Origin of the sequence: Chryseobacterium carnipullorum, from assembly GCF_003815695.1 — a bacterium.
Taxonomy (GTDB): Bacteria; Bacteroidota; Bacteroidia; order Flavobacteriales; family Weeksellaceae; genus Chryseobacterium; species Chryseobacterium carnipullorum.
The window spans coordinates 2743423-2769384 of the sequence record NZ_CP033920.1; the positions used below are offsets into that span (position 1 = coordinate 2743423).

At 37.2% G+C, this 25962-nt stretch carries 27 protein-coding genes and 1 riboswitch; of the genes, 21 read left to right on the plus strand and 6 right to left on the minus strand.

Annotated features, from left to right (window positions below; genetic code table 11):
* Window positions 1-94: 94 nt before the first annotated feature.
* The 3 genes from EG346_RS12520 to EG346_RS12530 all read left to right on the plus strand — a co-directional run bounded on the left by EG346_RS12520 (window position 95) and on the right by EG346_RS12530 (window position 2557).
* Window positions 95-643: an L-threonylcarbamoyladenylate synthase gene (locus EG346_RS12520; RefSeq protein ID WP_123879009.1), complete on the plus strand. Its 549-nt coding sequence runs from the start codon at window positions 95-97 to the stop codon at window positions 641-643.
* Window positions 644-748: 105 nt separating this feature from the next.
* On the plus strand, window positions 749-1093 hold the full coding sequence (locus EG346_RS12525; protein ID WP_073333305.1) for a nuclear transport factor 2 family protein: 345 nt from the start codon (window positions 749-751) through the stop codon (window positions 1091-1093).
* A 42-nt stretch (window positions 1094-1135) separates the two neighbouring features.
* The gene (locus EG346_RS12530; protein ID WP_123879011.1) at window positions 1136-2557 is read left to right on the plus strand and encodes a CCA tRNA nucleotidyltransferase; all 1422 of its coding nucleotides are present in this window, start codon (window positions 1136-1138) and stop codon (window positions 2555-2557) included.
* Window positions 2558-2714: 157 nt separating this feature from the next.
* On the opposite strand, the gene EG346_RS12535 is transcribed toward EG346_RS12530, so the two are convergent.
* From EG346_RS12535 to EG346_RS12545, 3 genes are all read right to left on the minus strand, one after another.
* Window positions 2715-3758 (minus strand): YncE family protein, encoded by a 1044-nt coding sequence (locus EG346_RS12535; protein ID WP_123879013.1) that lies wholly within the window; start codon window positions 3756-3758, stop codon window positions 2715-2717.
* Window positions 3759-3771: 13 nt separating this feature from the next.
* On the minus strand, window positions 3772-5613 hold the full coding sequence (locus EG346_RS12540) for a TonB-dependent receptor plug domain-containing protein (protein WP_123879015.1): 1842 nt from the start codon (window positions 5611-5613) through the stop codon (window positions 3772-3774).
* 32 nt (window positions 5614-5645) lie between these two features.
* Window positions 5646-5821, minus strand: a riboswitch (cobalamin riboswitch).
* A 258-nt stretch (window positions 5822-6079) separates the two neighbouring features.
* Entirely contained in the window at window positions 6080-6562 is a 483-nt protein-coding gene (locus EG346_RS12545) for a cytidine deaminase (protein ID WP_073333294.1), read from the minus strand.
* A gap of 100 nt (window positions 6563-6662) precedes the next feature.
* Here EG346_RS12545 and namA point away from each other — a divergent pair, with 100 nt between their 5' ends.
* The 15 genes from namA to EG346_RS12615 all read left to right on the plus strand — a co-directional run bounded on the left by namA (window position 6663) and on the right by EG346_RS12615 (window position 21110).
* Complete coding sequence (gene namA, locus EG346_RS12550) at window positions 6663-7715, plus strand: NADPH dehydrogenase NamA (protein ID WP_123879017.1); 1053 nt, start codon at window positions 6663-6665, stop codon at window positions 7713-7715.
* A gap of 9 nt (window positions 7716-7724) precedes the next feature.
* On the plus strand, window positions 7725-8018 hold the full coding sequence (locus EG346_RS12555) for a DUF2752 domain-containing protein (RefSeq protein WP_123879019.1): 294 nt from the start codon (window positions 7725-7727) through the stop codon (window positions 8016-8018).
* Window positions 8019-8202: 184 nt separating this feature from the next.
* Window positions 8203-8607 (plus strand): type VI secretion system tube protein TssD, encoded by a 405-nt coding sequence (gene tssD / locus EG346_RS12560; protein WP_123879021.1) that lies wholly within the window; start codon window positions 8203-8205, stop codon window positions 8605-8607.
* Between the two features lie 167 nt (window positions 8608-8774).
* On the plus strand, window positions 8775-10706 hold the full coding sequence (locus EG346_RS12565) for a type VI secretion system Vgr family protein (RefSeq protein WP_123879023.1): 1932 nt from the start codon (window positions 8775-8777) through the stop codon (window positions 10704-10706).
* A 1-nt stretch (window position 10707) separates the two neighbouring features.
* The gene (locus EG346_RS24820) at window positions 10708-10878 is read left to right on the plus strand and encodes a hypothetical protein (protein ID WP_155859170.1); all 171 of its coding nucleotides are present in this window, start codon (window positions 10708-10710) and stop codon (window positions 10876-10878) included.
* A gap of 64 nt (window positions 10879-10942) precedes the next feature.
* Window positions 10943-11917 (plus strand): DUF2931 family protein, encoded by a 975-nt coding sequence (locus tag EG346_RS12570; RefSeq protein WP_228429323.1) that lies wholly within the window; start codon window positions 10943-10945, stop codon window positions 11915-11917.
* Window positions 11918-11931: 14 nt separating this feature from the next.
* Window positions 11932-12237, plus strand: coding sequence for a hypothetical protein (locus tag EG346_RS12575; protein WP_073333278.1), 306 nt, complete (start codon window positions 11932-11934; stop codon window positions 12235-12237).
* Window positions 12238-12242: 5 nt separating this feature from the next.
* The gene (locus EG346_RS12580; RefSeq protein ID WP_123879027.1) at window positions 12243-13655 is read left to right on the plus strand and encodes a T6SS phospholipase effector Tle1-like catalytic domain-containing protein; all 1413 of its coding nucleotides are present in this window, start codon (window positions 12243-12245) and stop codon (window positions 13653-13655) included.
* A 167-nt stretch (window positions 13656-13822) separates the two neighbouring features.
* Window positions 13823-14863: a LysM peptidoglycan-binding domain-containing protein gene (locus EG346_RS12585; protein WP_123879029.1), complete on the plus strand. Its 1041-nt coding sequence runs from the start codon at window positions 13823-13825 to the stop codon at window positions 14861-14863.
* Between the two features lie 18 nt (window positions 14864-14881).
* Window positions 14882-15925 carry a hypothetical protein gene (locus EG346_RS12590; RefSeq protein ID WP_123879031.1) on the plus strand — a complete coding sequence of 348 codons (1044 nt, stop codon included), beginning with the start codon at window positions 14882-14884 and terminating at the stop codon, window positions 15923-15925.
* Window positions 15926-15927: 2 nt separating this feature from the next.
* Complete coding sequence (locus EG346_RS12595) at window positions 15928-16428, plus strand: DUF4280 domain-containing protein (RefSeq protein WP_073333266.1); 501 nt, start codon at window positions 15928-15930, stop codon at window positions 16426-16428.
* A 3-nt stretch (window positions 16429-16431) separates the two neighbouring features.
* A complete protein-coding gene (locus EG346_RS12600; protein WP_123879033.1) occupies window positions 16432-19266 on the plus strand; it encodes an OmpA family protein in 2835 nt (944 codons plus the stop codon).
* 82 nt (window positions 19267-19348) lie between these two features.
* Window positions 19349-20242, plus strand: coding sequence for a hypothetical protein (locus EG346_RS12605; RefSeq protein WP_123879035.1), 894 nt, complete (start codon window positions 19349-19351; stop codon window positions 20240-20242).
* Window positions 20242-20718 (plus strand): hypothetical protein, encoded by a 477-nt coding sequence (locus EG346_RS12610; protein ID WP_123879037.1) that lies wholly within the window; start codon window positions 20242-20244, stop codon window positions 20716-20718. Before EG346_RS12605 ends, EG346_RS12610 begins: the two co-directional genes overlap by 1 nt.
* 35 nt (window positions 20719-20753) lie before the next feature.
* Window positions 20754-21110, plus strand: coding sequence for a hypothetical protein (locus EG346_RS12615; protein WP_123879039.1), 357 nt, complete (start codon window positions 20754-20756; stop codon window positions 21108-21110).
* A gap of 161 nt (window positions 21111-21271) precedes the next feature.
* Here EG346_RS12615 and EG346_RS12620 read toward each other — a convergent pair whose 3' ends face one another.
* Window positions 21272-22804, minus strand: coding sequence for an endonuclease (locus EG346_RS12620; RefSeq protein ID WP_123879041.1), 1533 nt, complete (start codon window positions 22802-22804; stop codon window positions 21272-21274).
* A 450-nt stretch (window positions 22805-23254) separates the two neighbouring features.
* Here EG346_RS12620 and EG346_RS12625 point away from each other — a divergent pair, with 450 nt between their 5' ends.
* Window positions 23255-23455 carry a hypothetical protein gene (locus tag EG346_RS12625; protein WP_123879043.1) on the plus strand — a complete coding sequence of 67 codons (201 nt, stop codon included), beginning with the start codon at window positions 23255-23257 and terminating at the stop codon, window positions 23453-23455.
* Between the two features lie 83 nt (window positions 23456-23538).
* Here the strand turns inward: EG346_RS12625 and EG346_RS12630 are convergent, their stop codons facing one another.
* Together EG346_RS12630 and EG346_RS12635 are read right to left on the minus strand one after the other, a co-directional pair.
* On the minus strand, window positions 23539-24066 hold the full coding sequence (locus EG346_RS12630) for a DUF4136 domain-containing protein (protein WP_073333245.1): 528 nt from the start codon (window positions 24064-24066) through the stop codon (window positions 23539-23541).
* Between the two features lies 1 nt (window position 24067).
* Window positions 24068-24250, minus strand: a complete 183-nt coding sequence (locus EG346_RS12635; protein WP_076510366.1) for a C1orf53 family protein — start codon at window positions 24248-24250, stop codon at window positions 24068-24070.
* 40 nt (window positions 24251-24290) lie between these two features.
* Here EG346_RS12635 and EG346_RS12640 point away from each other — a divergent pair, with 40 nt between their 5' ends.
* Window positions 24291-24617 (plus strand): hypothetical protein, encoded by a 327-nt coding sequence (locus EG346_RS12640; protein WP_073333238.1) that lies wholly within the window; start codon window positions 24291-24293, stop codon window positions 24615-24617.
* A 429-nt stretch (window positions 24618-25046) separates the two neighbouring features.
* Window positions 25047-25958, plus strand: coding sequence for a 1-aminocyclopropane-1-carboxylate deaminase/D-cysteine desulfhydrase (locus EG346_RS12650; RefSeq protein ID WP_123879045.1), 912 nt, complete (start codon window positions 25047-25049; stop codon window positions 25956-25958).
* The last annotated feature ends 4 nt before the right edge of the window (window positions 25959-25962 follow it).

Genomic DNA, 25962 nt, shown 5'->3' on the forward strand with positions numbered 1-25962 from the left:
TATTCATCAAAACACAACATTTTAACACTCTATTTTTTGGCTGAAGCATCTTGTTTTTTTACCTTTATACACGGGTTTCATGCCCTGTTGAATTATGGAAAATATTATTGAAATACTAAAATCCGGCGGAACAATTCTTTATCCTACAGATACGATCTGGGGAATTGGATGTGATGCTACCAATATAGAAGCAGTCAATAAGATCTTTGACATCAAAAAAAGAGAAAAAAATAAATCCATGATCATTCTTGTGGAATCTGAAAAGAGACTTCAGGATCTGGTGGATGTTCCGGAAATGGCATGGGAAATTATGGATCTTAGCGAAAAACCTGTAACGATTGTTTATGAAAATCCGCGTGGACTTCCCAAGGAACTACTTGCTGAAGACGGTAGCATTGGTATCAGAATGATAAAAACAGATTTCTGCAGAAAGCTGATTACAAAATTAAACAGACCCTTAGTTTCTACGTCTGCCAATTTCAGTGGTGACAAAAGTCCTCTGAAATTTTCGGATATTTCACCGGAAATCGTTAAACTGGTGGATTATGCTGCAGAAGATGATAGAGAGAAAGTTTCAAAATATTCAGGTTCTTCAGTGATAAAAATATGGAATGATAACAGGATTAAGGTTCTTCGTGAATAAAATTCTATGTAATTCACTCAATTTAAAATCTTGTCAACATATATTGGCAGGATTTCTTTTTTTAAATTTCTATCTTTGCATTATTCAATTCATAAAAGACGTGCTATGAACCATGAAAATTTTGCTGAAGAATGGATTAATGCCTGGAATTCTCATGATCTGGATAAAATACTATTCCATTATGCTGATGATATCGAGGTGACTACACCCATGATTACTTTGGCTACAGGAGGAAAAGAAAATACTTTGAAGGGAAAAAATGATGTATGGGAATATTGGAAAAAAGCATTGGAAAAATTCCCTGATTTGAATTTTGAACTTATCAAATCAACAGCAGGAGTAAATTCAGTGGCTTTGTATTATAAATCTATTATGGATAAATATGCCGTAGAAGTCATGTTTTTTGATGATGAAGGAAAAATTAATAAGATGTATGCCCATTATGATTAATGGAAAAAGACATTGCTAGAAAAGACGATCTATTTATTAACGATGAAAATTAATCTTACCCAAAATAAAAATTTAAAACTATTCAAGATCATTGCTGATGCGGCAGAAAAAAATAACCAGTCCGTCTATATTGTCGGTGGATATGTCCGTGATCTTCTGATGAAGAGAACAGCATCTACCGATATCGATTTTGTGACTGAACAAAGCGGCATTGAGCTGGCTGAAACTGTAGCAAAGGACCTTGACCCTAAATTGAAAGTTTCAGTCTTTAAAACATACGGAACAGCGATGATCAAATATAAGGATCTTGAGCTGGAATTTGTAGGTGCCAGAAAAGAAAGCTACACCGAGAACAGCAGAAAACCTGAAGTTGAAGGTGGAACTTTGGAAGACGACCAGAAAAGAAGAGATTTCACCATCAATGCGATGGCAATTTCTTTAAATAAGGCTAATTTCGGAGCATTGATCGATCCCTTTAATGGAGTTGAAGATCTGGAAAAAGGAATTTTAAGAACACCTTTGGAACCCGCACAAACCTATTCCGATGATCCGTTGAGGATGATGAGAGCGGTTCGTTTTGCCTCTACATTGAATTTTGTGATCGAAGAGAAATCTTTGAACGCCATTAAGCAGGAAGCAGAAAGAATCAAGATTGTTTCTATGGAAAGGATCATGGTAGAGTTCAATAAGATCATGATGTCCAAAAAACCTTCTGTAGGTCTAGGATTAATGGAGGAAACTGGTCTTTTAAAATTAATCATTCCCGAGCTTATAGAACTGAAAGGAGTAGAAGAAGTAGAAGGACAGACTCATAAAGATAATTTCTACCACACTTTGGAAGTAGTAGACAATATTTCTGAAAATACAGATAATCTTTGGCTTCGCTGGTCAGCATTATTGCATGATGTAGGTAAAGCTCCAACCAAAAAATTTGTTGAAGGTACAGGATGGACTTTCCATGGCCATGAGTTTCTAGGCTCAAAGATGGTAAAGACTCTTTTCCACAGACTGAAACAGCCGCTGGGAAGTGATATGAAGTACGTTCAGAAAATGGTAAAACTTTCATCACGACCCATTGCTCTGATCACGGATGATGCCTCAGATTCTGCATTGAGAAGACTCTTGTTTGATGCCGGAGAAAATCTGGAAGATCTTTTTACCCTTTGTAAAGCAGATATTACTACCAAAAACTCTAAAAAGCAGGAAAGATTCAAAAAGAATTTCGAATATGTAGCGGTGAAGGTCAAAGAAGTAGAGGAAAAGGATCAGGTACGTAATTTTCAGCCGCCAATTACCGGAGAAGAAATTATGAAGATGTTTAATCTTAAACCCGGAAAAGAAATTGGAATCCTGAAAGAGAAAGTAAAAGAAGCCATACTTGAAGGAGAGATCCTGAATGATAAGGAAGAAGCCGAGAAATTTGTGATCGCTGAAGCTGAAAAATTGGGATTAAAGTATAACTAAATTAAGACTTAATAAAAAGGCTTCGGCGGGATAAATCCCGCCGAAGCTTTTTTTATCAGTGAAAACAAAATCAGGCCGCTTCGAAGAAGCGGCCTGAAAAAAAACACAAATGATGAAAAAAAATAAAATTTATAAATAATACCGAAGTATTAATGTCTTAGTTTGGATACACTGAATTAGACCCTATTCCCGTAGTAAATGCTCTGATGATAGCTCCTGAAGTATTATAAACTACAATTTTACTAGCCTGGGTAAATCCATTTGAATCAGAAGTGAAAATTTTGTCGTTAATTACACTGAATCCATATAAAGCAGAATAGGCGTCAACACTGTTTGCTACTGTAAATAGTGGTGAAGTAGGAGCTGTTGTAGCACTCATATCCATGGTGTATACATTTTTCCCTGAGGTAAAGTAAAATTTACCATTCGAAATTTCAAGGTTTTTAGCATTCGCAATACCTGTTAAAGTCGTTGTCTTTGTAAGGTTTCCTGTGCTTGAAATCTGATAGATATAAGAATCAGCAGTTCCGGCAGCAATAGCATACACGTTTTGGTTGTTTGAAATGATCTTATTGATATTGACGTTAGGTAAAGTAATGGTAGACTGAACCTCATTTGTAGAAGTATTGATATAAGAAATCTTATTTCCAAAACCGAATGATGCATTCTGTACAAAGATATTGTTTCCGGCTTCTACAATTCTTTCAGCAGCATCTGTAAAAGGAATTTTCTTAATGAAAGAACCGTCAGAGATCTTATAAATGCTCACAAACTTATCACCTCCATATTTATCATTCGTTACATAAATATTATTGTTGGCAAAAGCCATATAACGTGGATTATTAAGTTCAGCTGTGATTTGGCCACCCGCTTTAAAATTATATCGGTTTGCCACCTGGATCTTATTGGAATTATTCAACAGAAGATACGCGTTGTCACCATTGAATGCAATCATTTGTAAAACATCCCCTAATTTCGCTCCTCCGTTATTAAGGGAGAAAACATTGTCCTGTTTAAGGTTCAGGTCTGCACTTACAAACGTTACGTCACCTTCAGGCTTTCCAAAGGTACCTTCATTAGCGATCAAAAAACCATTGCCGTAGAATATTTCCGGCTCATCATTGTTATCACTGTTACACGATACAATGCCCAAGAGAAGGGTAAAAGCAAAAAGAAAATGTAAAAATTTGTTCAGTTTCATAATATTTTTAAGTTTAAAAATTAATCGTTGCGTACACACTGTAGTTCCTCTTCGGCATAGGATACAAAGATACCGTCTGATACACCGTATTGGTAACATTGTTCACTTTGAATCCTAAAGTGTATTTCTTGAAAATAGCCGCAGAAATCCCTGTATTTAAGATAAAATAAGGATCAATGGCAGTAGATCTTTGCTGATCGGTAGTCGTATAGGTAAGACCGTTGAAAAGCCCTTGAGCATAGACGCTTAGGAAAGAATATCCGTACTCTATATTTCCCACCGCTTTATGCAGGGGAACATACATCCGCTGCAGTTGGGTGTCTTTATTCACTGATTTTGAATAAGTATACCCTGCATCAAGTTTCACAGAATGTTTGCCCAATTTTTTATTCCAGGTAACCTGCGATTCAAAACCGTAAGATTCTACCCTTGCCGTATTGAATGGAGCCCAGTATCCTAAAGGCGTAGGAAGCCAGTTAATAAGATTTTTGATGTCCATATAATAAGGACTTAAGGTGATCTTAAAATCTCCAAAACTGAATTCATGGTCCATATCGATATTCGTAGAAGTTTCTGGAAGTAAATCTAGATTTCCTCCCGGCTGCCAGTAGAGATCATTAAACGAAGGGAATCTGAAGTTTCTAGAAAAGTTTGCCCCAACATGATACCAGCGAAGCGCATTCCACTTTCCTGAAAAAGAATAAAGAAGAGGAGAAGAAATGTTCTCCACAAAGTCTTTCTTGATTCCTGCTTCAAAACGAAGATCTTTTGTAGCAAAATACCGGATCAAACCAGCCAGCGAACCTACATTTCTACTGATACTTCCAATTCCGGATTCATATCCTTCTCCTTTATTTACCTGAAATTCTCCAATAGCATTAATGTTGATTTTTGGAGTGATGAAATAGTTGAAGTCATTTTTGAAAATGTAATTCTTTCCCTCTGCACCACTGGCTTTAGGAAGATTAAGACTCGAAAAATACTGGAAATTATCTTCCGTGTACGCTGCTTTTAAGCTGTTCGAAAGATTATTTTTTTGAATATCCCATGCGATCAGACTCCTCAAAGTCTGCGCTTTATATTTTGTTCTGTTGCCGTTATCCTCAAAAATAGGATAGTGCTGTGATGCATCGAAGATTTGATTCTGCCACGAAATCGTCTGCTGATCAGCAATTTTATAAGAAGCTCCAATATTCACTGAAGTATTGTAATACCTTCCGTTAACGTTATTGAATCCTGTATTTCCTACAACAAACTCAGGAACTTTATAGTCATTCTGACTCGTGACGTAGCTTCCTGAAACTTTAACACTTAGCTTATCATTACTGAAAGAAGCCTGTGCAAAATTATTATACGTATCAAAAGAAGCAGCTTCCGAAAACACAGAAGCTTTAAATCCTCTGTTGAAATCTAAAATATTGTTTAAATGAATGCTTCCTCCAACAGCACCACTGCCGTAAACCACACTTCCGCCGCCAGCCTTTACCTCAATCTGATCATATCCGAACAATGGAATATTATTAACATCGCCCTGTCCTAAAAAACTGGAGTTAATGTTGATTCCATTCCATACAAAAGCCGTCTGCTGCGCAGTTGTTCCACGGAACGACGGCGACGAAACAGCACCACGGCCATTTTCCTTGATGTAAATAGAAGACTGATACCGTAAAAGTTCAGAAAGGTTCGTTGAGTTTTTCTCAACATCTTTTGGGTTAATGGTGCGTACCGGATGAAAAAGCTTTACTTTATTCATCTGGTTGTCAAAAATATAAATGGTGTCTACCGCCTTCTCCTGTCCCAAAAGAAAGCTGCCATAAGACGAACAAAGCAGTACTAAAGATCTTTTTATATCCATACTATTTTACTTTTCCTCCGAAAGTAATGTGTTTTTTAGTTACAATTTTGGCAGGTCTCCTGACTTTCGCATTCTGCACCTTCCCGTATGAACAGTGGTTTTTTGCAGAAACTTTTATAGCGATTTACAGTTGCGGGGACAGTTTGGGCATTTCACCCAATTCCCTATTATTTCCAATATGCTGGAAACCAAAATTTTTGCAAAGATAACTTTTTAAATCTATTGCACAAAAAGACAGAAAAATCAATCCCGAATCGTCAACTTTGCTCTGCACAACTAAGCAGAGAAGTATTGATGTTTGTATTTAAACGTAACCATTCACCTGCAAAGCAGAATTCATCATTGACATAATTTTTGAAAGTAAAATACCTCATCGTGAAAAGGCAATGATGATTGGTAAGAAAAATTCATCCTTTATCTGCAAAGCAAAATTCACCATTGACTACTTTCCATTCACTTTTCTCCTCTACAAAAATGTAGAATCAAAATAAAAAGGCAGCAGATCTTTAATGGATGATACCTTAACCACCTCATCATTCATGCTTGAAAAATAAAGATCTATATTCTCATTCTGCTTCGTTTCATATTCTATTAAACTCTGCCGGCAGGCTCCGCAAGGTGGAATCGGAGGATTTTTCTCATGGAATTCCTTAGGACCTCCCACGACAAAGATCTTCTTTACTTTTACGTCCGGAAAGTTGGCTGCTACCCAGAACAAAGTGGTTCTTTCTGCACACAATCCTGACGGATAAGCTGCGTTTTCCTGATTGTTTCCCGAATAAATTTCGCCGTTTTCCAACAAAACGGAACATCCTACCAGGAAATTAGAATAAGGCGCATAAGCATTTTCACGGGCTTGTATCGCTCTCTTAAATAGAGTTTTTTCTATTTCATTCAGTTCACTGCTGTTTTTAAAGTGCTCGTAACTGATCTGTATGTCTTTTTTCATATATTAGTCAGACTAAAAAGGGGGGCTAAATTTACTTCTTTTTCATCAGGTGGACAATGTTTTTTTTGTTCAGCATTAAATTGAAATTCAAAAAAATAAAATGATATACACTTCAATACAATTCAGAAATATAGAGCTAAAAAACAGATGGGTAATGTCTCCCATGTGTATGTATTCTTGCGAAAACGGTATCGCAAATGATTTTCATTTTGTACACTACGGAAGCCGTGCCCAAGGCGGAACAGGTCTCATCATGGTAGAAGCTACAGGAGTAGAACCCAGAGGAAGAATTACCAATCACTGTATGGGAATCTGGAATGACGAGCAGGCAGAAGCGTTGAAGAAAATCGTCGGTTTTGTTCATTCCCGTTCAGAAAGTAAAATTGGCATCCAGCTTGCCCATGCAGGCAGAAAAGGTTCCACCTGGAATAATTTGCAGATTCCACTTGAAGAAGGCTGGGAAACGGTGGCTCCAAGTGCTGTTCCCTATCATCCGTCTGAGAGAATTCCGCATGTTCTCACTGTTGAAGAAATCAGGGAACAGGTAGAAAATTTTAAAGAAGCTGCAAAAAGAGCGGTCAAAGCGGGTTTTGATGTTATAGAAATTCATGGAGCTCATGGCTATTTGGTTCATCAGTTTTTATCCCCACTCTCCAATATCCGGACAGATGAATATGGTGGAAGTTTTGAAAACAGGATCAGGTTTCTGCTGGAGATTGTAGATGCGGTAAACGAAGTACTGGATGAAAATACAGCCCTTTTTGTAAGGATTTCAGGAACAGAATACGCTGAAAACGGATGGGACATCAATGACAGTGTAGAACTGGCCAAAGTTTTAAAAGAACATTCCGTAGATCTGGTAGATGTTTCAAGTGGAGGGAATATTCATGGAGCAAAAATATCTGTATTTGACGGTTATCAGGTTCCCTTTTCATCTCAGGTAAGAAATGAAGGAGGGGTAAAAACAGGAGCGGTGGGATTGATCACCACAACAGACCAGGCTGAAGAAATTTTGCAGAAAGGAGATGCCGACCTTATATTTGTCGCAAGAGCGATTTTGAGAAACCCGTATATGGCTGTTCAGGGATCATTTGAAATGAAGAAAGACTGCTTTTTTCCCCATCAGTATACAAGGGCGAAAATTTCATCATAAAAATCAAAAATGAAGATTGAAGACTTTATGTTAACCTGTCCCAGCAAGAAATTTCTCGGAATTGAATGTTTGGGATGTGGAGCCCAGAGGGCTATTGTGCTTGTTTTTGAAGGGAAATTTTCAGAAGCTTTTCATCTGTATCCTGCTGTTTATACCGTGTTGATCTTTCTTTTTACCTTAGGCCTGAGTTTTGTAGATAAAAAAAGAAAGTACAGTAAGATTCTCCTGATCATGATTGCCGTAAATCTTGTCATGATGATGGTATCTTATTATTATAAACACTTTTACATTCATGCTCATTGAGAAAAACGATTTAATGATTATGTGTTTTTTTAATCTTTAATCCATATCAAGAGAAAAAAAGTCGTAGAATTACTACAAAATATGAATCTGTTGCACAAAAACTTTTTAGATTAGAGCATGAAGTCTATCTTTGTTAGACAAAATTTATGAAAAGAATAATCATTAATGATTAAAATGTAAGAATATGGCAGGAAATTCAAGAGGAATCTTAAAATTCAATGGAGGTGAAGGACAAAAGCTATTAAAACTTAATTACAGTGTATCAAGATCTACAGATGTTTCAGGACGTGTCGCTTCTGATCCGTCAAATGCTTTGATAAAAATAACCATCGAAGCTACTGAAAAGTCTGATATTCTGGAAAGTTTAGTCAATGGCAGATATAAGCCTACAAGTGGTGAAGTTACTTTTAATAAATCTCATGAAGAAGGAACACTGATTACCCTGAAATGGGAAAACGGATATGTCATCCAGCATGAAATGGATTTTGATGCCATCGATAGTAATAATATGCTGGTAAGCTTTGTGATAAGCGCAGAAAGCATAACGTACGGAAATTCACTATATGACGGATTCTGGCCATTAAGCTAGGTCTGGAGTAGTACAAAATACCAAGAGACTGTCCCTCAAGACGGTCTTTTTTTACCTGTTGTGAATGCTATTTTCTGACAAGGAATCTTTGTTTATTTTCAAAAATTCCCGATTGGATGAATAATGTAAACAATTTTTTTAAACACACACAAATCACTTTATAAAATATGTCTAGTATACCTGAAAAATCAAAGGGAGCGATTTTTCGTCCTGCACAGAATGCAGACGGAGTGTCCGAAAATCATCATATCGGCATCAACCGTCTGGTAAAGCTTTCCTTAGTCATAGAAGGAAAGATTATCAAGTTTTATAAGCATTTTAAACTTAAACAGAGTACCCAGCGCCATCATGAATTCACCCTTACCCTGGCTCATGATACTTTGGGAGACCGCCAGACCCATTCTCTGGAAGATGCCAATAAATTTCTAGGCAAACGTCTTACAGCGGTCATTGCCTATAAAGATATAGAGAACAGCCCTGAAAGAACCTTTGTAGGAATTATTACCGGGGTGGCCTTCAGTCAGGAAAAAATGAGTCTTGGAAATATCGTCCTTACCGGATGCAGTCCTACCATTCTGCTGGATGGTGCAGCCCATATCCAGAGTTTTGGAGGAGCTCAGCCTGTGAATATGGGAATCATTGCTGAAGAAGTTATCAAGCAGGGAATTGATAAGGGCCGTTTTGATATCAGGGTTGATGCCAATAATTTTTCACAGATTATTTACAGCAGTCAGTACGACGAGACGCACTACAATTATTTGGCGAGAATGGCTGAAGCCTATGGCGAACAGTTCTATTATGACGGAGAAGTTCTGCATTTTGGAAAATTACCGCCTCAGAACAAACCGATTACCCTTACCTACGGAAGCAGCGCCAATGATATTAAAGTGGAGCTGAAAGCAGTACATACCAAACCACAGTTCTACGGGTACAACAGTAACAAGAATGAAAAACTTACTTCAGGAGCTACGCCAATTCAGCATGTAAGTGACATTGCCAAAACAGCCTACGATCACAATAATAATATTTACAAAACACCGGCACTTCAGGTAGCGCCTATCAAGGCATCCACGCACCTTGACGTTGAATACTCACAAAAAAGTGCTTCAGGAAGTGAGGCTGTGAACGTTTTTTCTATTTCAGGAAATACCACGGTTCCTTTCCTTCATCCGGGATGTGTAGCCGATGTTCAGATGCGGAAACCAGATTCGAATGAAACTTCCTATTTTACCAGAATAATGATTACAGAAGCCGAACATGAGATCGATACGATAGGGCATTACAAGGGTAGTTTTGTAGGAATAGCAGCAGATACAGGATTTCTTCCAAGACCGGAATACAAAATTCCAAAAGCTGAACCTCAGACCGCAGTGGTAATATCCAATACAGATCCGGAAGGACAGGGAAGGATCCAGGTGCAGTTCGACTGGCAGACCAGCGATACCACCCATTTTATAAGAATGATGAGCCCTGATGCAGGAGGAACCGATCAGATCACGCAAAACAGAGGATATGTGGCCATTCCGGAAGTAGGAGACCAGGTGATGGTGAATTTTGTTCACAGTCACCCCGACAGACCTTTTGTAATGGGAGGAATGTTCCACGGAGGAATCGGTTTAGGCGGTGGCATCAACAACCATATGAAGTCCATTCAGACCAGAAGCGGAATCAGGATTTTGATGAATGACGAAGAGGGAAGCGTAAAAATCATGGATCCCAGCGGAAACATCTATTTTATGGATGGAGCCGGAAATATCAGTATGAAGGCACCAAAGAATTTCACGCTGAATGCCGGAGATAATATCAACATTACTGCAGGAAAAGAAATTTCAATCAGTGCAGGAGAAGGAATCAACAGTTCTGCCAATGACAGTATCATTTCTACAGCCGGAAAAGATATTGTTCAGACGGCCTCTGGAGATATCAGAGAATCTTCGGATACCAGAACAGAAATGGTAGAAAAGGAATTCAAAAGACAGTCTGAAACCTCTAATGAAATAGCCGGAGAGATCTCTATGTTCAGCGAGCTGGAAAACATGACCATGCAGAGCGGAAAAATTGTAGAATTCAACAGTGCTGAAAAATCAAAACTTTTCTGATATGGCGATCATCAAAACAGCTAAAAATATACAGATAAAAGTCACCGACTCTTATCATTTGAGTGTAGGCAAAAAGGTTGAAAAAATTGCACAGAAAATTAATGTGGAAGCTCAGAAAAACAACCTTGTTTTGGCAAGTAATAAGAAAATAATGTCCCATGGAAACAAATAAATTAAGAATTCTGATTCTTTTTATTGTTAGTAGTTTCTCATTAATCAATTGTCAAAATAAAAAAATGGAAGAAAAATACAGCTGGCTAGGAACCCTCTCTGCACCTCAGGAATATCCTATGGAAATTTACGAAGGCGCCATTATTGCCGATGACTTTACCTACGGCTTCGATGCAATCTGGGGAACGCAGAATACAGGCTGGGGAAACGAAGGAGGGACCATGAGTGTAGAAACCAGACAAATGGGCATTCCCAAAAAACTTGAATTTACCTGGTACTCTCTGGTAGAAAATAAATTTTATACCGGAAAATGGGATCTTGATCATGGAAAAATAAAAGATCTTTTTGCGAAAGGATTTATAGATCAGGACAACGGTAAGAAAACAACGTATACTAATTTTATTGTAGGACTTGCTCCAAAAGGACGCGTGGTTTTATGGATCAACGGACCGGGCAATCAAAAAGAAGTAGGCGTTTTTCAGGCTCATGATACCCTTATTACCAAAGAAAAAGCATACGATAATGCAAAATATATGCTGAAGGAAGGTTTTGCAGAAAGGATGCTTAAAGATCCTTCTTACGAAACATTTAAACCTGAAATCAGAGCTAAAATAGAGAAAGAAGGCTATCCTGATCCAGGAATCTATGATGTATACAGAGAAAGATATAGCTGGAAACCTTCAGTGATCCTTCCGGAAGGAAGCGAATGGATCGATTTCGGTCTCACGAATTATAACGGAGAGCAGGAAAACCTTTTCGGCGAAAGTTTAACCTCAGATACCTATAAAAAACGGGCTGTTCCGAAATTCTGCGGTTTTTACTGGAGAGATCAAAATAAGAACAGATATGGCGTATGGATAGATTCTTTTGATGAGAAAGAAATTTTTCAATTGTTTCAAAAACTGGGGAAAGAAAAGAACATCGATTTTACCATCAAAGTCAATGCAGAGAATACAAGCGCCTTATTATCATTGAAAAGCGAAACCGAAGAATTGCCTGTTACAAAAGCAAAGATCAGATGGTCACGTAAAATAGACTAAAGATATCCAGATATATGAATTATAAAACCCTTACCTATAACCTATTGTTTTTGTTCATTCCCGTAGCAGCAATTGTTGCGTGGTTTTTATATGATACAGCAGGAGGATCGATAGGAGGAGGGGGATATAATTTGGGAGATCTGTACAGCCCGGTATTCTGTATCGGATACATCATTTTGTATGAAGCTGTTTTGGCCGCAATCATTTTTTATCTGTACAGGAAAAACAGAAAATGGGCTGTTGAAAATATAATGGCATGGGCTGTTAGTTTAGCCTTATTACTATATTTTATTGTTATTCTGTCATTAAAACTAAAATAAAAACGATGCACAATAATAAATTTGGAGATTATACACCGGAAATAACCAAAGAGGAAGTTTTAGACATTACTCTTGGGATGTTTTTCGATGGAACTTTGAATAATAAAACCAATACCATCGAAAGAAGACGCGAAACTCCCGAATACAAAAAAAACGGAGGTTCACCCACAGATAATAACAGTTATAATAACGACTGGAGCAACGTAGCGCGTTTGTGGGACAATTACGATAAAAATTTTGGTATTTACATCGAAGGGATAGGAACTGAAGATAAAGAGAAAGATTCCATGCTGGGCTATGCCTTCGGAACGGGAGCCACCGGTATCCGGGGCAAAGTGAGGAAAGGATGTGAAGAGATTGTCAAAAAGGTTAAAAATATCAAGAACGCCAAAAAAGCGGATAAGATTGCAGTACTGACTTTTGACGTTTTCGGTTTCAGCCGTGGTGCGGCAGCAGCCCGTAATTTCGTTCATGAAATAGGAAAATCAAAATACAAAGCAACCACCACTACAGTTTCACATCAAGGGATGACTGTAACCTCGAGGTATGACAGCGATGGCACCACAGTGGAAGGCGATGAACTTCCGAAATGGGGACATCTGGGACTGAAACTACAGGAAGCCGGAATTACAGTCGATGTAATCAAAATAAGATTTCTGGGTATTTACGATACCGTGTCCTCTTATTCAAAAAACTTTTCTGCCATGCCGAACTTTCACAATGATGTGGAAGAGCTTAGTCTGAATGATATCGGAAGAGCACAGACCGTAATCCATTTTGTAGCAGAAAATGAACATAGAGAAAATTTTGACCTTACCAATGTGCATGTAGGTATAGAAAAAATATTCCCCGGTGTACACTGTGATGTGGGAGGAGCTTATGAAGACGGAACAGAGACCTGGGAGGAAATTGAAACATCATGGACTACCAGCGCGAAATTAAAAGCCTTGAGAAGCCAGCTTATAGCAGATGCCTGGTACAAAGAAGATCAGCTTACCATTACCCCCGGATTTTATCTGGCGTTAAAAGGCAGCCGTAAACTCGTAAAAAGATACAGCTTTGTGCCCTTACATTTTATGGCGGAGTATGGTGTTCAGAAGACAGTTCCCCTGACCATAAAAAAACTTACTGATGAGACATATTCCATTTCAGAAGATCCTTTACTGATAAGAGTAAAAGACAGGCTGAGATCGTACGCCATGGCAGATGGGAAACAATATGTTTTTAAAAGATATAAGGACGTGGAAACCGCGTACGGCGGGACATCAATACCGGAACAGAAATATGCAGACTATCAGAAAGAAATGAAAGAACAGGATGACCTGAGAAGACTTAGAAATGAATATCTGCACTGGTCTGCCAGAAGAGAGGGAATAGGAATGGATCCTACATCAGACAGAGTGAGAGTCCTCCATTAATTCCGGATCTATGAATAGATTCTGACAGTAAACAGAATGGACAGTCACCATTTTTCACGAAAAATAAAAAGAACAGAATTACCAATTGAATAGTAATACTGTCAGCGATTGTCTAAAGAACATGAAATAAAATACCACGACAGAGAACAGGAATGCCTGATCATTTTATGCAGAAATTTAACATACATACCGTTCAGAAAGGAGAAAGCCTGAAAAGTATAGCATCGCTGTACCACTTAGATACCGATGCTTTAAAACTATTTCATAATAACCAGTGCGACGTAAAGGACATGATCCTGATTGATCTTACCGGTCAGAAGGAGCTGTTTATTCCCAGAACCTCCGTGACGGATAAAAATAAACTGGTCAGATTCGGTAGGGGAAACAGTCTGGTTTTTCAGCCGCAAAACTCTTTCAGCAGATACGGAATCAGTGTAAATATTGAAAACAATGATCATACAAATGAACTGAAATATGAAATGTCTGTACGCTGGCTGAAAACAGAAAATCAACTGCATTTTTTTGAAATAGACAGAACCTCCGGTCTTTATCTGAATGAAGAAGAAGTTAACGAAATAGCCGATCTGCTCGCCTTTAAAACGTCCAAAGTTTTGTATCCCCTGCACATCAGTGCAGATGAACAGGGAAAATTTAATGCGGTAGAAAATCTTTCAGTGTTTAAAGAAAGATGGCCCGGAGTAAAGCAGGAGGTTTATCAAGAGTTTGAAGGAGAAACGGTCGACCGCTACTGTGAAAAAATAGAAAAAGTAATCAACGAACCTGAAGCCATGAGTCTTTATCTAAAAAATGACTATTTCATCAGAACATTGTTTTTCGGGATCTATCATCAGTTCGGACCTCATTATGAAACCAGTACAGCAGAAAGTTTCCCTATTGTCAATAATTCTGTGGAACCGAAGTATGAAGTAAAACTGGAGATTGATCCGTTGAAAGATGAATATGACCTGGTTAATATCCAAGGGGAAGGAATCTTAAACGATGAAAGAACCGTCTATGATTTTATGAATGGAGCTCCTTTTTCCCTGATTATTGAAGAACATCCGGTAATGAACCATGAGGGAAATTTCAAATTGGCATATTATCTGAACGGAGAAACGTTACTGCCCGAATCATTGTATTTGGAATGCAGTATAGACCTTGAAAAAGAAAAGAAAATAGCAGTAGTCATTGCGGCTCTGACAGAGTAATAGAAAAAACGTAACTAAATGAAAATGAAAACCAATCACAAATTATCCATACTGACCTTTCTATTAAGCTTTAGCCTGTATTTCGGGCAAAAAGTGGAGTTTAATATACCGAAAGACATCCAGACCTTACAGAATTCCATTTTTAATTTTAAAAATGATTTTACAAGAGACGAAGCTAAAGCCGCAGCGGCATCAGACACCGACTTCTCAACGACTGTCGAGCTCTATGATCTCAAATATGAAGGAAGCCAAAAAAATCCTTATCTGGATTTAGCACTGAAAACCGGAGCCAAATCTAAACAGTTTATCCAACAGGCAGTTTGGAACGTCAATATGAAAAAGGTCTCTTCAAAAAGCACGAAAATCACCGTTTTTCTTGAAAAAGTAGTGCCGGACAGCTGGTCTAAAAAAGAAGTGGATACAAAGCTGACCAAATCCACAGGGAAACTTGAGAAAGAGATCAAAGAATTTCTATTAAACCACAAGCCTGCAGAACATTCAAATGATCTGGCAGCTGTTGACGCTTCGTTCACAGACGAGGAAACCGAAGCACAGGCAACGGCTCAGGTTGCCGCCTTTGAAGCAAAAACCACTCAAAAAAAGACCGTATCTAAAAAATTACAAAGTCTATTTGGTAAAAAACAATTTATCACATTACCTGCTACCTCAGGAACTTTCACAAAACTTTTACAGACCGGTCCAAGTGAATTGGAATGCAAAGACTGTAAAGGCGGGAAATATTCCAACTGGGATTTTGAAGATTTTAATATGATTTATGCCAATATGAATGGAGGAGAAGAGTACTACGCCATTCAGTATTACGGAGAGGACAGCGTTTCAGGATTGCCATTTGGTTTAGTATTCAACGAAAGCTCACCCTCTGAGTGTAAGCAGAAGTTTGCACGGTACAATGCACAGCTTTATCAGACAACGGTAGACACCGATGAAAATTCAGCCAGAGCATTAACCGTTGTTACTTTTAAAATGAATTCCTCTTTTGTCCGTCTCGAATTTGGAAATCAATATTTAACCAGACTCGTTGTTTCAAATAAAGAATTGTAGTTATGGCAGAAAAACATATTGTAGTGCAGGGTGCCATGTGCAAATGCCAGTTCGGACAGCTTCCGGACAAGATTAAAGTGCTCTCGCACCAGAAAGAATACGCTAATGATAAAAATGCTTCACAAAAACTAATTGTGACCACGAAGGAAATAGGAGCGGCTACCTTTGAGAAGAATACATTCGGCAACTGTACCAAAATGGGAGTACCGCCACCACCGTGCAAAATCATGGTGACCGAGTGGAAAGATTTTTATGAAAAGGTTCAGCTTAATAACGGAGGATATATCATTCTGGAAACCAGCAAGGCCATCTGTGCCATTGCCGGAACCCCATGTATTGAAATCATAGACCATGGGCAGAGAACGGAAGGTAGTGCACAGAATTTTAAAAATGCTGATCAGGATGTGCAGCAGCAAATCAATCCACTTGTAAGTTCCGAGGAAATGTATAAAGAGCAACCCACACATGAAGGTTTAGAAGCCGGAGAATCTCCAAAATTGTAAATTATGCCAAAAGGAATAAAAAAAATAAAATTTGTCTCCATAGCGAATGAAGCTAATAGTTCAAATTCCAAATTTAGTCCGGATAGATGGGCATGCGTCCCAGCCAATAAAAAAGCACATTTTCATATCAAGGAATGGCATAATGAAACAACGGATGCCCAGAAAAAAGGAAAAATTTACTGGATTGTTTTAGATAAGGATAGAAAAAATATCGTTGACAGGCTTGAGTGTATGACGGATAAACTGTTCTCTTATAAGATCCCTAAAAATCTTTGTGGTTACCCTTATTACATTGAAGCAAGCATGACAGGAAAACCCGACTCCTCTTTTACAGGGTTGTTCTTAAGCGGATATTGTGATCCACTTATTGTTTCCAGTGCTTGGAGCAGAACCAGGGGAGGAAAAACCATTAAAAATAAAGATAGCCAAAACTTCGGTTTAGCCTATGGAGAGGTTGTACATTTTCATGCCAGAACAGAAGGTATTAACGGAGAAATAGTGGTCATAGAAGTTCACAATGAGATGTGGAACGGAGACTACAAGATGCGTACTATATACAATGTAGAAGTTAAGGACGGGCAGATCAACCTTGAAATCCCCAATACTTCACAGTGGAAAGCCCACATAAAGCAGATTCAGGATAATGAAGAATTTTATGTGAAAATTAAAAGAAAAAACGGTCCCTATCTCAAAGATAAAGAAGGTAGTGACAGACACGGCCAATATCTTAATATTAAGAATCAGCTGAAAGCGGTCAACAAGACAAAGCCTTCCAATCAGACGCCTCTGATTATAGGGCAACCTAATACCAATATTGCAAGAGTAGGATCCTGTACATTTAAACAGATTAAGATCAATGAAATTGATGAGTTCCCCGTTTTTGTTGATGGGAAAACAAAGGTTAAACCTATTTCTACCACCCCTCTGGAGGAAAAACATTTTATATTTTTTGATTTTGGTAAAACAGGCGTGCGGGGAGACGCACAAAGTGTATTGAATCCCTTGATTTCATTACTGAGAGCCAACCAGCATTCCAGAATTATAATAGATGGACATGCGGATGAGAGAGGACCTGGAAACTATAACCTCAAACTGTCTCAGGATAGAGCAGAAGCCATCATGAACTTTTTCAAAAGCAATGGACTGGAGAGTTCAAAGTTTGAATGTCATGGGCATGGAGAAAGCCAGCTAAAACATAAAGGTACAAATCTTACTGAAGCACAACATCAGGAGAACAGACGGGCTTCTATTCGGTTTAACTATTATGAAAATACTTTCTCACCTATTGTTTTTGAAACCATTGCACCCTTTGCAGGCAAAACAAAGAAATTGACCGTAAGTGCGGTAGGTAAGGAAAGAAAAGGTTGCCGCGGTAGGCATAAAGATGAAATTAAAGTATTGGATGGTACGATTTCCAAAACAGAGCCGAAAAATACAATCACTTATCCTGTAAATGCGAATATAGGAGATGATTTTATCAAAAATTATATACTTTATTTTGGAAAATACATCAACTACTTTTCCTCCATACACAAAAGCTACTATTTCTACATCAACAGTTGTACCTATTATCCACAAGATAATAAACCCACAATACATGTAAAAACATATCCCGACATTGTCTGGCTGGCTCACGGAAAATATGATTATGAAGAAGATTATTTCTTCCACAATCATAGTCTTAGTCTCCAAAAGGGACTCGCGCCGGAATTTGAATCCTTAATAGACAGTATCTATAAATGGACCTCTCTGAGTATGGTGGATTATATGGCAAAAAGAGTCCTGCTCGATTATATAAAAGCGGAAGCTCAAAAAATTGAAATAGGTTTGCATGCTATTCACAATCGTACCCAGGAGAAGAAAGGTACCGCTTTAAGTCTTACAGGAACTACCGTAGATTTTATTGCTCAAACAAAATATACCAAATATGCAACAAGTGCCGCAATGTACGGTTTTGTCTGCCTTCAGATTGTCATAGAAATCCTTATTCTGCTTCTTACCAGAGGACGAAGTGGAATAAGCAAGCTTAAGAAAATCAAAAAGCTGGCGAAAGGATTGAAAAAGTTAAAAAAGGTAATGGACAGCTTACCTGAAGATGTTGAAATATTAGGCCCCTCTATGGCCTACAGGAGCGGTCTCTACTATTATAAACAGGCAGACGGAAGAATTGCCCTGGTGTGGGAAGCAGATCTGAAAATAGAACCTGTAGTGGCAGTAGAGTATAAAAAGGAATTTGACCTGTTAGATTATATTACCGATAAAACTGTAAAAGATAAGATTACCGGCAAACAAAAACAAAAAGACTTTGAAGATATAAGGGATAAAGCAAAGGGAACCTACGAGGATAAACTCAATAATATTGCGGCTTCCATATCGATTGTGGGAGGGATAAGTATAGAGCAAAACATAAAATATAATTTCCTCACGAAGTCTTATGCTTTTTCAAAACAAGCAGGAAATTTTTATGATGAAGCGAGGGGAGTGGTCGCCTATGGTCAGTATGTAAAGTTAGCAGCGGAAGTAAAACTGAAAATGGCGTATGAAGATTTCATTTTTGGTCTGATTTATCATAAATTTGAAGGAAATCTTGAGTTTAAAGGCAGCGCTTTAATTGGATTATACCAATCCTACGGAAAAGATACAGAGGGCTTTTACATAGAGAATTATATCTCTTTCTCAGGACTTAAGGTAACTTTGAGTGCTAAAGCGAAATTGATGATTATTAAATACACAATTTTTGACGTTAGTACAGAAGATGAAAAAGGTAAACCCAAAGAATATGAACTGCTTGCTCCGGATAGAGTTAGATTATTTAAAATTTATTTATTGAAAATATAATGTTATGAAAAGATATATTTTATTATTAACCATTTTATTAACAACTTTAAGCTGCTCTCAAACTTCTAACAATCAATTAAATATGAAACAGAATTCAGAAATTAATTCTAAAAATATAATAGAGAAAACCCTTCAGAATATTAAGCACTATCCAAAGGAACCTAAATATGTTATTTACCATACGAACGGGATGTGCAATTTTGAAATTTTTATAAATGATATTAAAGTGACGAAAAGCTTTAATAATGAATCGTTTAGTACAGGAAATGAGATCAATCCATACCTTACCGGAAATACCAACACATTAAAAGTTGTACTTTATCCACGGGAAGATCTGGGAAAATTGGACACTCAGACAGAGTTTGATGTAAAAGTGGAATCTTATGAAAATACGGATAAGCTTTCAGCTGAAAAACAGCAGGATAACTTATTTGTTTATAACGCACCAAAGGATAAGGATAAATTATTTAAAGAGGCAGGGAAAGATCGTTTTGAAGAAACAAAAACATTTAAGCTGTCCAATGTACCTTTTACTATTGAAGGCTGGAAAGACAGCCAGGATCTTAGAAATTTTGACAAAAAAATATTGGAAGCTAAGGTACTTGAAGCGTATAAAATGATTGAGGCTGCATTTAAAGCAAAAGATCTGGATAAAATTGCACAGTTTTCTTACAATAAAATAAAAGACCAGGCAGTCGCTCAGTATTTTGATAAAGATGAAGTACAGGAAGGCTGGGATGAACTGATCTCTATTGCAAAAGCCGAAAATTTAGAATTTATGCCGTTGAGTAACTACGAATTGGTTTTCTACGGAGATGGAAAGCTGGTAGGATTAAAAAGTATCAAAAAAGACAAAGGCTTCAGAGGAGCTTCTGCGTTACTTTGTAAATTTAAGAAAGATGGAAGCTGGACCGGAGCTGAGCTGGATTATTTATTACATATCCCAAAAGGAAAAACAGAATTTGAAATCTATTAATGTTTAAATATTTTTTAATCTACGAAGAAAACTGTGAGACCAATCTTTCTGAAGAGGAGTTTTATAAGCGGTTTACATACATGAGCTACCGATACATCAATATGAGAAGAGAAGGTGGGATCAGGTATGTATCATTTCATTTTAAAAACAATGGGTTTTCAAAGTCTCTTTTCTACTTATCTTCAAAAATATCCTTTATTCCATCAGGGAACAGGTCGAAAGTAACTGTTCGTTATCAACCTAATTACTTTTCAATAGCTTTATGCATTGCAGTTACACTGGGGATAAGCATATTACCGGCTTTATTTGTCGAGGTCATAAAAATTGATCATAAGCCCCATATCGTTGGTTTTACGGATAGACTTCTGATAGCTTCCATTTCATTAATACCATTAGGTTTTTTAATAGCTGATATATTCAACTATCATAAAGCTAAGAATTGGCTGAGAAAAGAACTGTCTTTGAACTGTAATTGAAGATAATTATTGGGTTTAAAATAATAATAAGAAATATGATGAAACCTATTTTAATGATTTTAGGATGCATTTTGGCATTCAACTGTCATTCGCAAAAAAAGAAAGATCCTAAGCTTATAGGGAAATGGGGAGGCCTTCTGAAAGATTCGCAAACGGGAAGTTCAATGGATAAGATAGTTCTGGAATTCACAAAAGACGGTCATTTTCGTCAACATCTGGGAGAAGGTAAAATGCAGAATACCATAGAATCAACTTTTGAAGTTCAAAATAATAAAATAATCAGCGCAGATCAGGACACGAAAGAAACCTCTGAAAGTCAGTACAGTATTAAAAATGATACATTGACCATTCTCTATGAAGGAATGGAAAATAAATATATAAAACTTAAATAGCGAATGAGATCTAAGCACATTTCCCTCTAAAAAAGTACGGAAACATTTTTAAATTGACTTTTGCCTTCCTTAAAAGGCAAACTCTAAATAAACTTTGCATCAAAAAATAAAGAGCCGGTTCAAAAATTTTTGAACCGGCTTAAATTATACTTAAAAATTATTTATTTCACAATCAACTTCAACGTAGATTGATCAAGCTTTAAAATATAAATTCCCTGCGCAAGATTTTTGATCTTAATAGAATTTCCATTTTTAAAAGGACTGTTAATCGTCTCAAGTGTTTTCCCCTGAAGATTATAAATTTCTGCTTTTTTAATATGCTGCGTGTCCCCTTTTACAAAGATTTCCTGTCCTGAAATTGGGTTAGGGTAGACCTGAAGCTCCTGAATAGCACTTTGATCCATTGCTGCTTTTTGAGCCTGTTTGGAACTTCCTGAATAACATGTCCATTGAAGATCATCGATAGCCACTCTGTTGCTTGATGAGCTGTTAACAAGACTTACCGTAACATTTCCTGAAATATTGATGTTATTAATCGTTGTCGTTGCAGCGGTCGCGCTGTAAGGAATAGTTCCTACTGTTGTTCCGTTGACTTTTACATCAAATGTCCCGTTACTTCCTGAAAATTTAAGTTGGGTAGTGACCGTCAGTGATCCGATTCCATTTGCTGAAGTACCGGATGTTAAAGAACCATCTCTCACGGTAATCGCTTTATTGTTGATGGTCTGATCTGTTCTTGCATCGGTAGCCGTCCATGAAATACCGCTTCCAGTCCACGTCCTTGTTGTATAAGAAGCATTGGCGGCAGGAATACTTTCGAAAGTTTCATTCACGCAGCCTGTACCCGGATTAGGAATCGGCGTTCCCGGATCAGTGGTTCCCGGATTGGAAGTACCCCAGATTTGATTGACATAATTAGGGTTATCAATGAACGGATTTCTATTTCCCTGATAATTGTAAGACGCATTATTTCTGCTGATTTCTGCTGGTGAAACAGGATCCTGATTGTGCCATGCCAGAAGAACATTCAGCTCCCAGGTCTGTAATCCCGGAAATGTTGAACTGCCCAGCATATTACCGGAAGAAAAAGAAGAAAGTTTGCTTTGGTAGCGGGTAACAAAATAAAAGATCATCCTTGCTACATCGCCTTTAAATTCATCAATCGGCTCAAAAACTGTCCCTGCATATCCTGAAGAGGAAGAGCTTCCCAGCTTTGATCCGTTTTTGGAAGTAAATGTTGCTGAACCTACCTTTCCGAAAGGATAATTACTTCTCATTCCATTCACCTTTCCATCTGTTGCTCTGATGAAATGAATGTCTGAGACCATGGGTGAAGATTCATTGAATAAGCTTTGAGGAACAATGTGTTCTCTGTTGTAGCAGTTTCCTTCTACAGAATATGTTCCGCACTGGTTGGTACCGGGGGTATATTTATATGGATCTGTTCCCGAAGGTTTTTCTGAATAAATATCCATGATAGACCCGTCGTTTTCATAATTCTTATCAATATCCGTCATTTTATAGCCCGTCCAGAGTCCGTTGTATCCTTTATCCTGATGTCCGTTGGTGATAATAGAACTTAATGCTGTTTTCAGTGAAGCACCACTCAATCCGTTGGCTGAATTGTAATAGCCTGCAGGAGCCTGGGCATTGGCAAACCCGGCTATCACAGTACATAATATTAATTTTTTCATACTCATAAAATTTCTGTAAGAATACTCTATTTTCACGAATAAGAAATTACATTACTGTTAATTTTATCATGTAAAGCATGCTTTTTTTATGCATACCATTACAATGGCGAAAAATGTTTGGACATTTAATAATGCTCATCATATTGGTAAAAATTTTAATTCTATAATTACAAGTTAATACCACGAAGTATCTATATAGGAATTGTTTTCGTTTTTTTGATTTTAACGAACCTGCTTCCTGTCGTAATGAAGTAGAAAAAATAAATTTTTATATTCCATTCCCTATATATGCATTGCTGCTGACCGGATACTTTGTAAAAGTTAGGTATGATTTTAAAGAGTACAATTCTTATAACCACGAAATATTTTCAAATGTGACAGGAATCGTTGTTGATAATCAGATTGTCAGTAATAAAGAGTGCCATCAGCTTTTTGAGGAATTGAAATTTGATGAATTTACCTGGGTCAACCATCCTGTCAAAAGAAAAAGAATACTTCGTTACTGTATACACAAAACAGAGGTCATATAAATTTAAAATCTGGGACACCTATAATCAGGGAGTTTTAGTCTGCAGGATCAATAAAAACGGAAAAGAATTTGTCACCAACAGGAATGATAAATTGATCTATTACTTAGACAAATCAAAATAGAAAGTAAGGTTTCGCTAAAATAGTCAACGCCGATACAATTTTCTGTATCGGCGTTTTATATAATCGGTTGATTTAAATAAAAATTATTTTCTCTGAGGAGGATAGTTTTTCATGATCTCAGCCATGATCTCAGGAATTTGTCTCTGCTTGGCTTTTGGAGAATCCACGGAAATTCCGCTTCCGATACCCTGCCAAACCAGTTTGTTGGTTTTAGAATCGATAAGGTCAACAATCAGAGCACCTTCGTTATAATTGCTGGTCCATGTTCTGCTCATCCCAACGCCCCATCCGAAAGGGCCGCCCCATCCCCACATGCCGTAAGGAGAGCTGCTGTTGATATCGGTCACCTTTTTATGATTCGCTTTTACATTGACAATCAGATCAGGATTTTCGCCGGACTGAAGTCCCTTGCTCTGAAGCTGTCTCGACAGTTCGTTTAAAACCCTGTCTTTATCAATATCATTCAGTTTAAGATCGTCAATTCTGATCTTATACGTTTTATAAGTCGTAAAATTCGCAGATTGCGCATAATCTGAACGCACCTGGAAAGGACTGCACGATGTAAGGCCTAATGCAGCCGATGCTAACAAAATAAAAATATATTTTTTCATTTTATTTATTTTTTTTATCGTTTTTAATGAATGTATCAGTCTTTTTATCGTACCCGTAAGGACAGTGTCTGCAACCACTTTTACAGCAATGTCCCCTTTTCAGATGGAATTTTTCTGTAAAAACCTTGTACCCCTGTTCATTATAGTAGAAGTCTTCACCTTCTTTGATATCATATTGGGCCATAAGTTAAATCTCTAAGTCAAAAAACTTTATATTTGTTAGTATGATAATTATATGCCAAAAGCCATTAAAGAAATTAAAAATTAACGGCATTGCTCTCTTTCCCTTTATCTTCATTAGGAAACCCGAAGATAAGGAAAATAAAGTACTTATCAATCACGAAAAAATCCATTTGAGACAACAGCTCGAAATGCTCGTTATTTTCTTTTATATTTTTTATGTCATCGAATATTACTACTGGTTTTTCAAACTGAAAGACGGTTTCATGGCCTATCAAAGAATCTCGTTTGAAAGAGAAGCGTATGCCAATGAACGGGATCTGATTTATCTGAAGAAAAGGAAATTCTGGAGCTTTAGGAAGTATTTATAAAAGATAAAAGATAAAAGATGAAAGATGAAAGATAAAAGATGAAAGATAAAAGATAAAAGATAAAAGATAAAAGATAAAAGATAAAAGATAAAAGATAAAAGATAAAAGATAAAAGATAAAAGATAAAAGATAAAAGATATTTTCAGTAAACCTCTATAAGAAAATAGAAATCCGATTTGGGAAAAATAAATTTCTATTTTGCATTTAAAAAATGATGACTGACCCTATGCTGTCTCCTTACAAAATCAGCATTCAACCGCTGCTGAGTGTTAACGCCTTTGCGATCTTATAACAATTATTCTTATCAAAAATCTTTGCCCACCTTGCGTTAAAAAAAAGCACAATCCCTTTAAAATGCATTTTTCAAAATTCATAGCCAACCCATCTAAATCTTTTATTAATTTTGTACCTAATAGTTAAACTTTAAAAATGCTATTAAAAGTTCCGGCAGAACCCATTCCGATTCAGGAAATCCCTATTCAGCATAAGAATATAAAACTCTTCATCAAAAGAGAAGACCTTATCCATCCCCAGATCTCAGGAAACAAATACTGGAAACTGTTTTACAATATCAATAATTATCTGGAAAAAAGTCCGGAGAATCCTTATATCATTACATTTGGAGGCGCTTTTTCAAATCATATCGCCGCGGTTTCTGCGGTTGGTAATTTATCGGGTATTCCAACGCTGGGAATAATAAGAGGACAGGAACTGGAACATAAATGGCGGGATAATCCCACCCTTCTTTTTGCCAAAAGAAACGGAATGAATCTGAAATTTGTCACCAGAGAAGAATACAGACATAAAGAAAAACTAACCGAATTTCTACAGAATGAGTTTCCCGATGCGCTGATTGTTCCGGAAGGCGGAACTAATGAAGAGGCTTTACAGGGGGTTAAAATGATGCTCAATGACCAAACAAAAGATTTTGATTATCTTTGCACCGCGGTCGGTACCGGAGGAACAGTTGCCGGAATGGCGAAATTTTGTGAAGAATATCAGAAAGTAATAGGATTTAAGGTCGTTGACGATGATTCACTGGAGAATAAAATCTTAGAATTAACTTCTATACAAAATTTTAATCTAATAGATTCATGTTTTGGAGGTTACGGTAAAATAAAAGATGAAAACATCCGTTTTATCAATGATTTTAAAGAGAAGTACGGTATCCCTTTGGAGCCGGTGTATACAGGAAAGATGATGCAGAAAGTTTTTGAACTTGTGGATGAAGGGTATTTTCCTGAGAACAGTAGAATTTTGTGCTTTCATACCGGCGGTTTGCAGGGTATTGAAGGAGCCAATCTGCTTTTGGAAAAACAGAATAGAAATTTAATTATATAAGTAA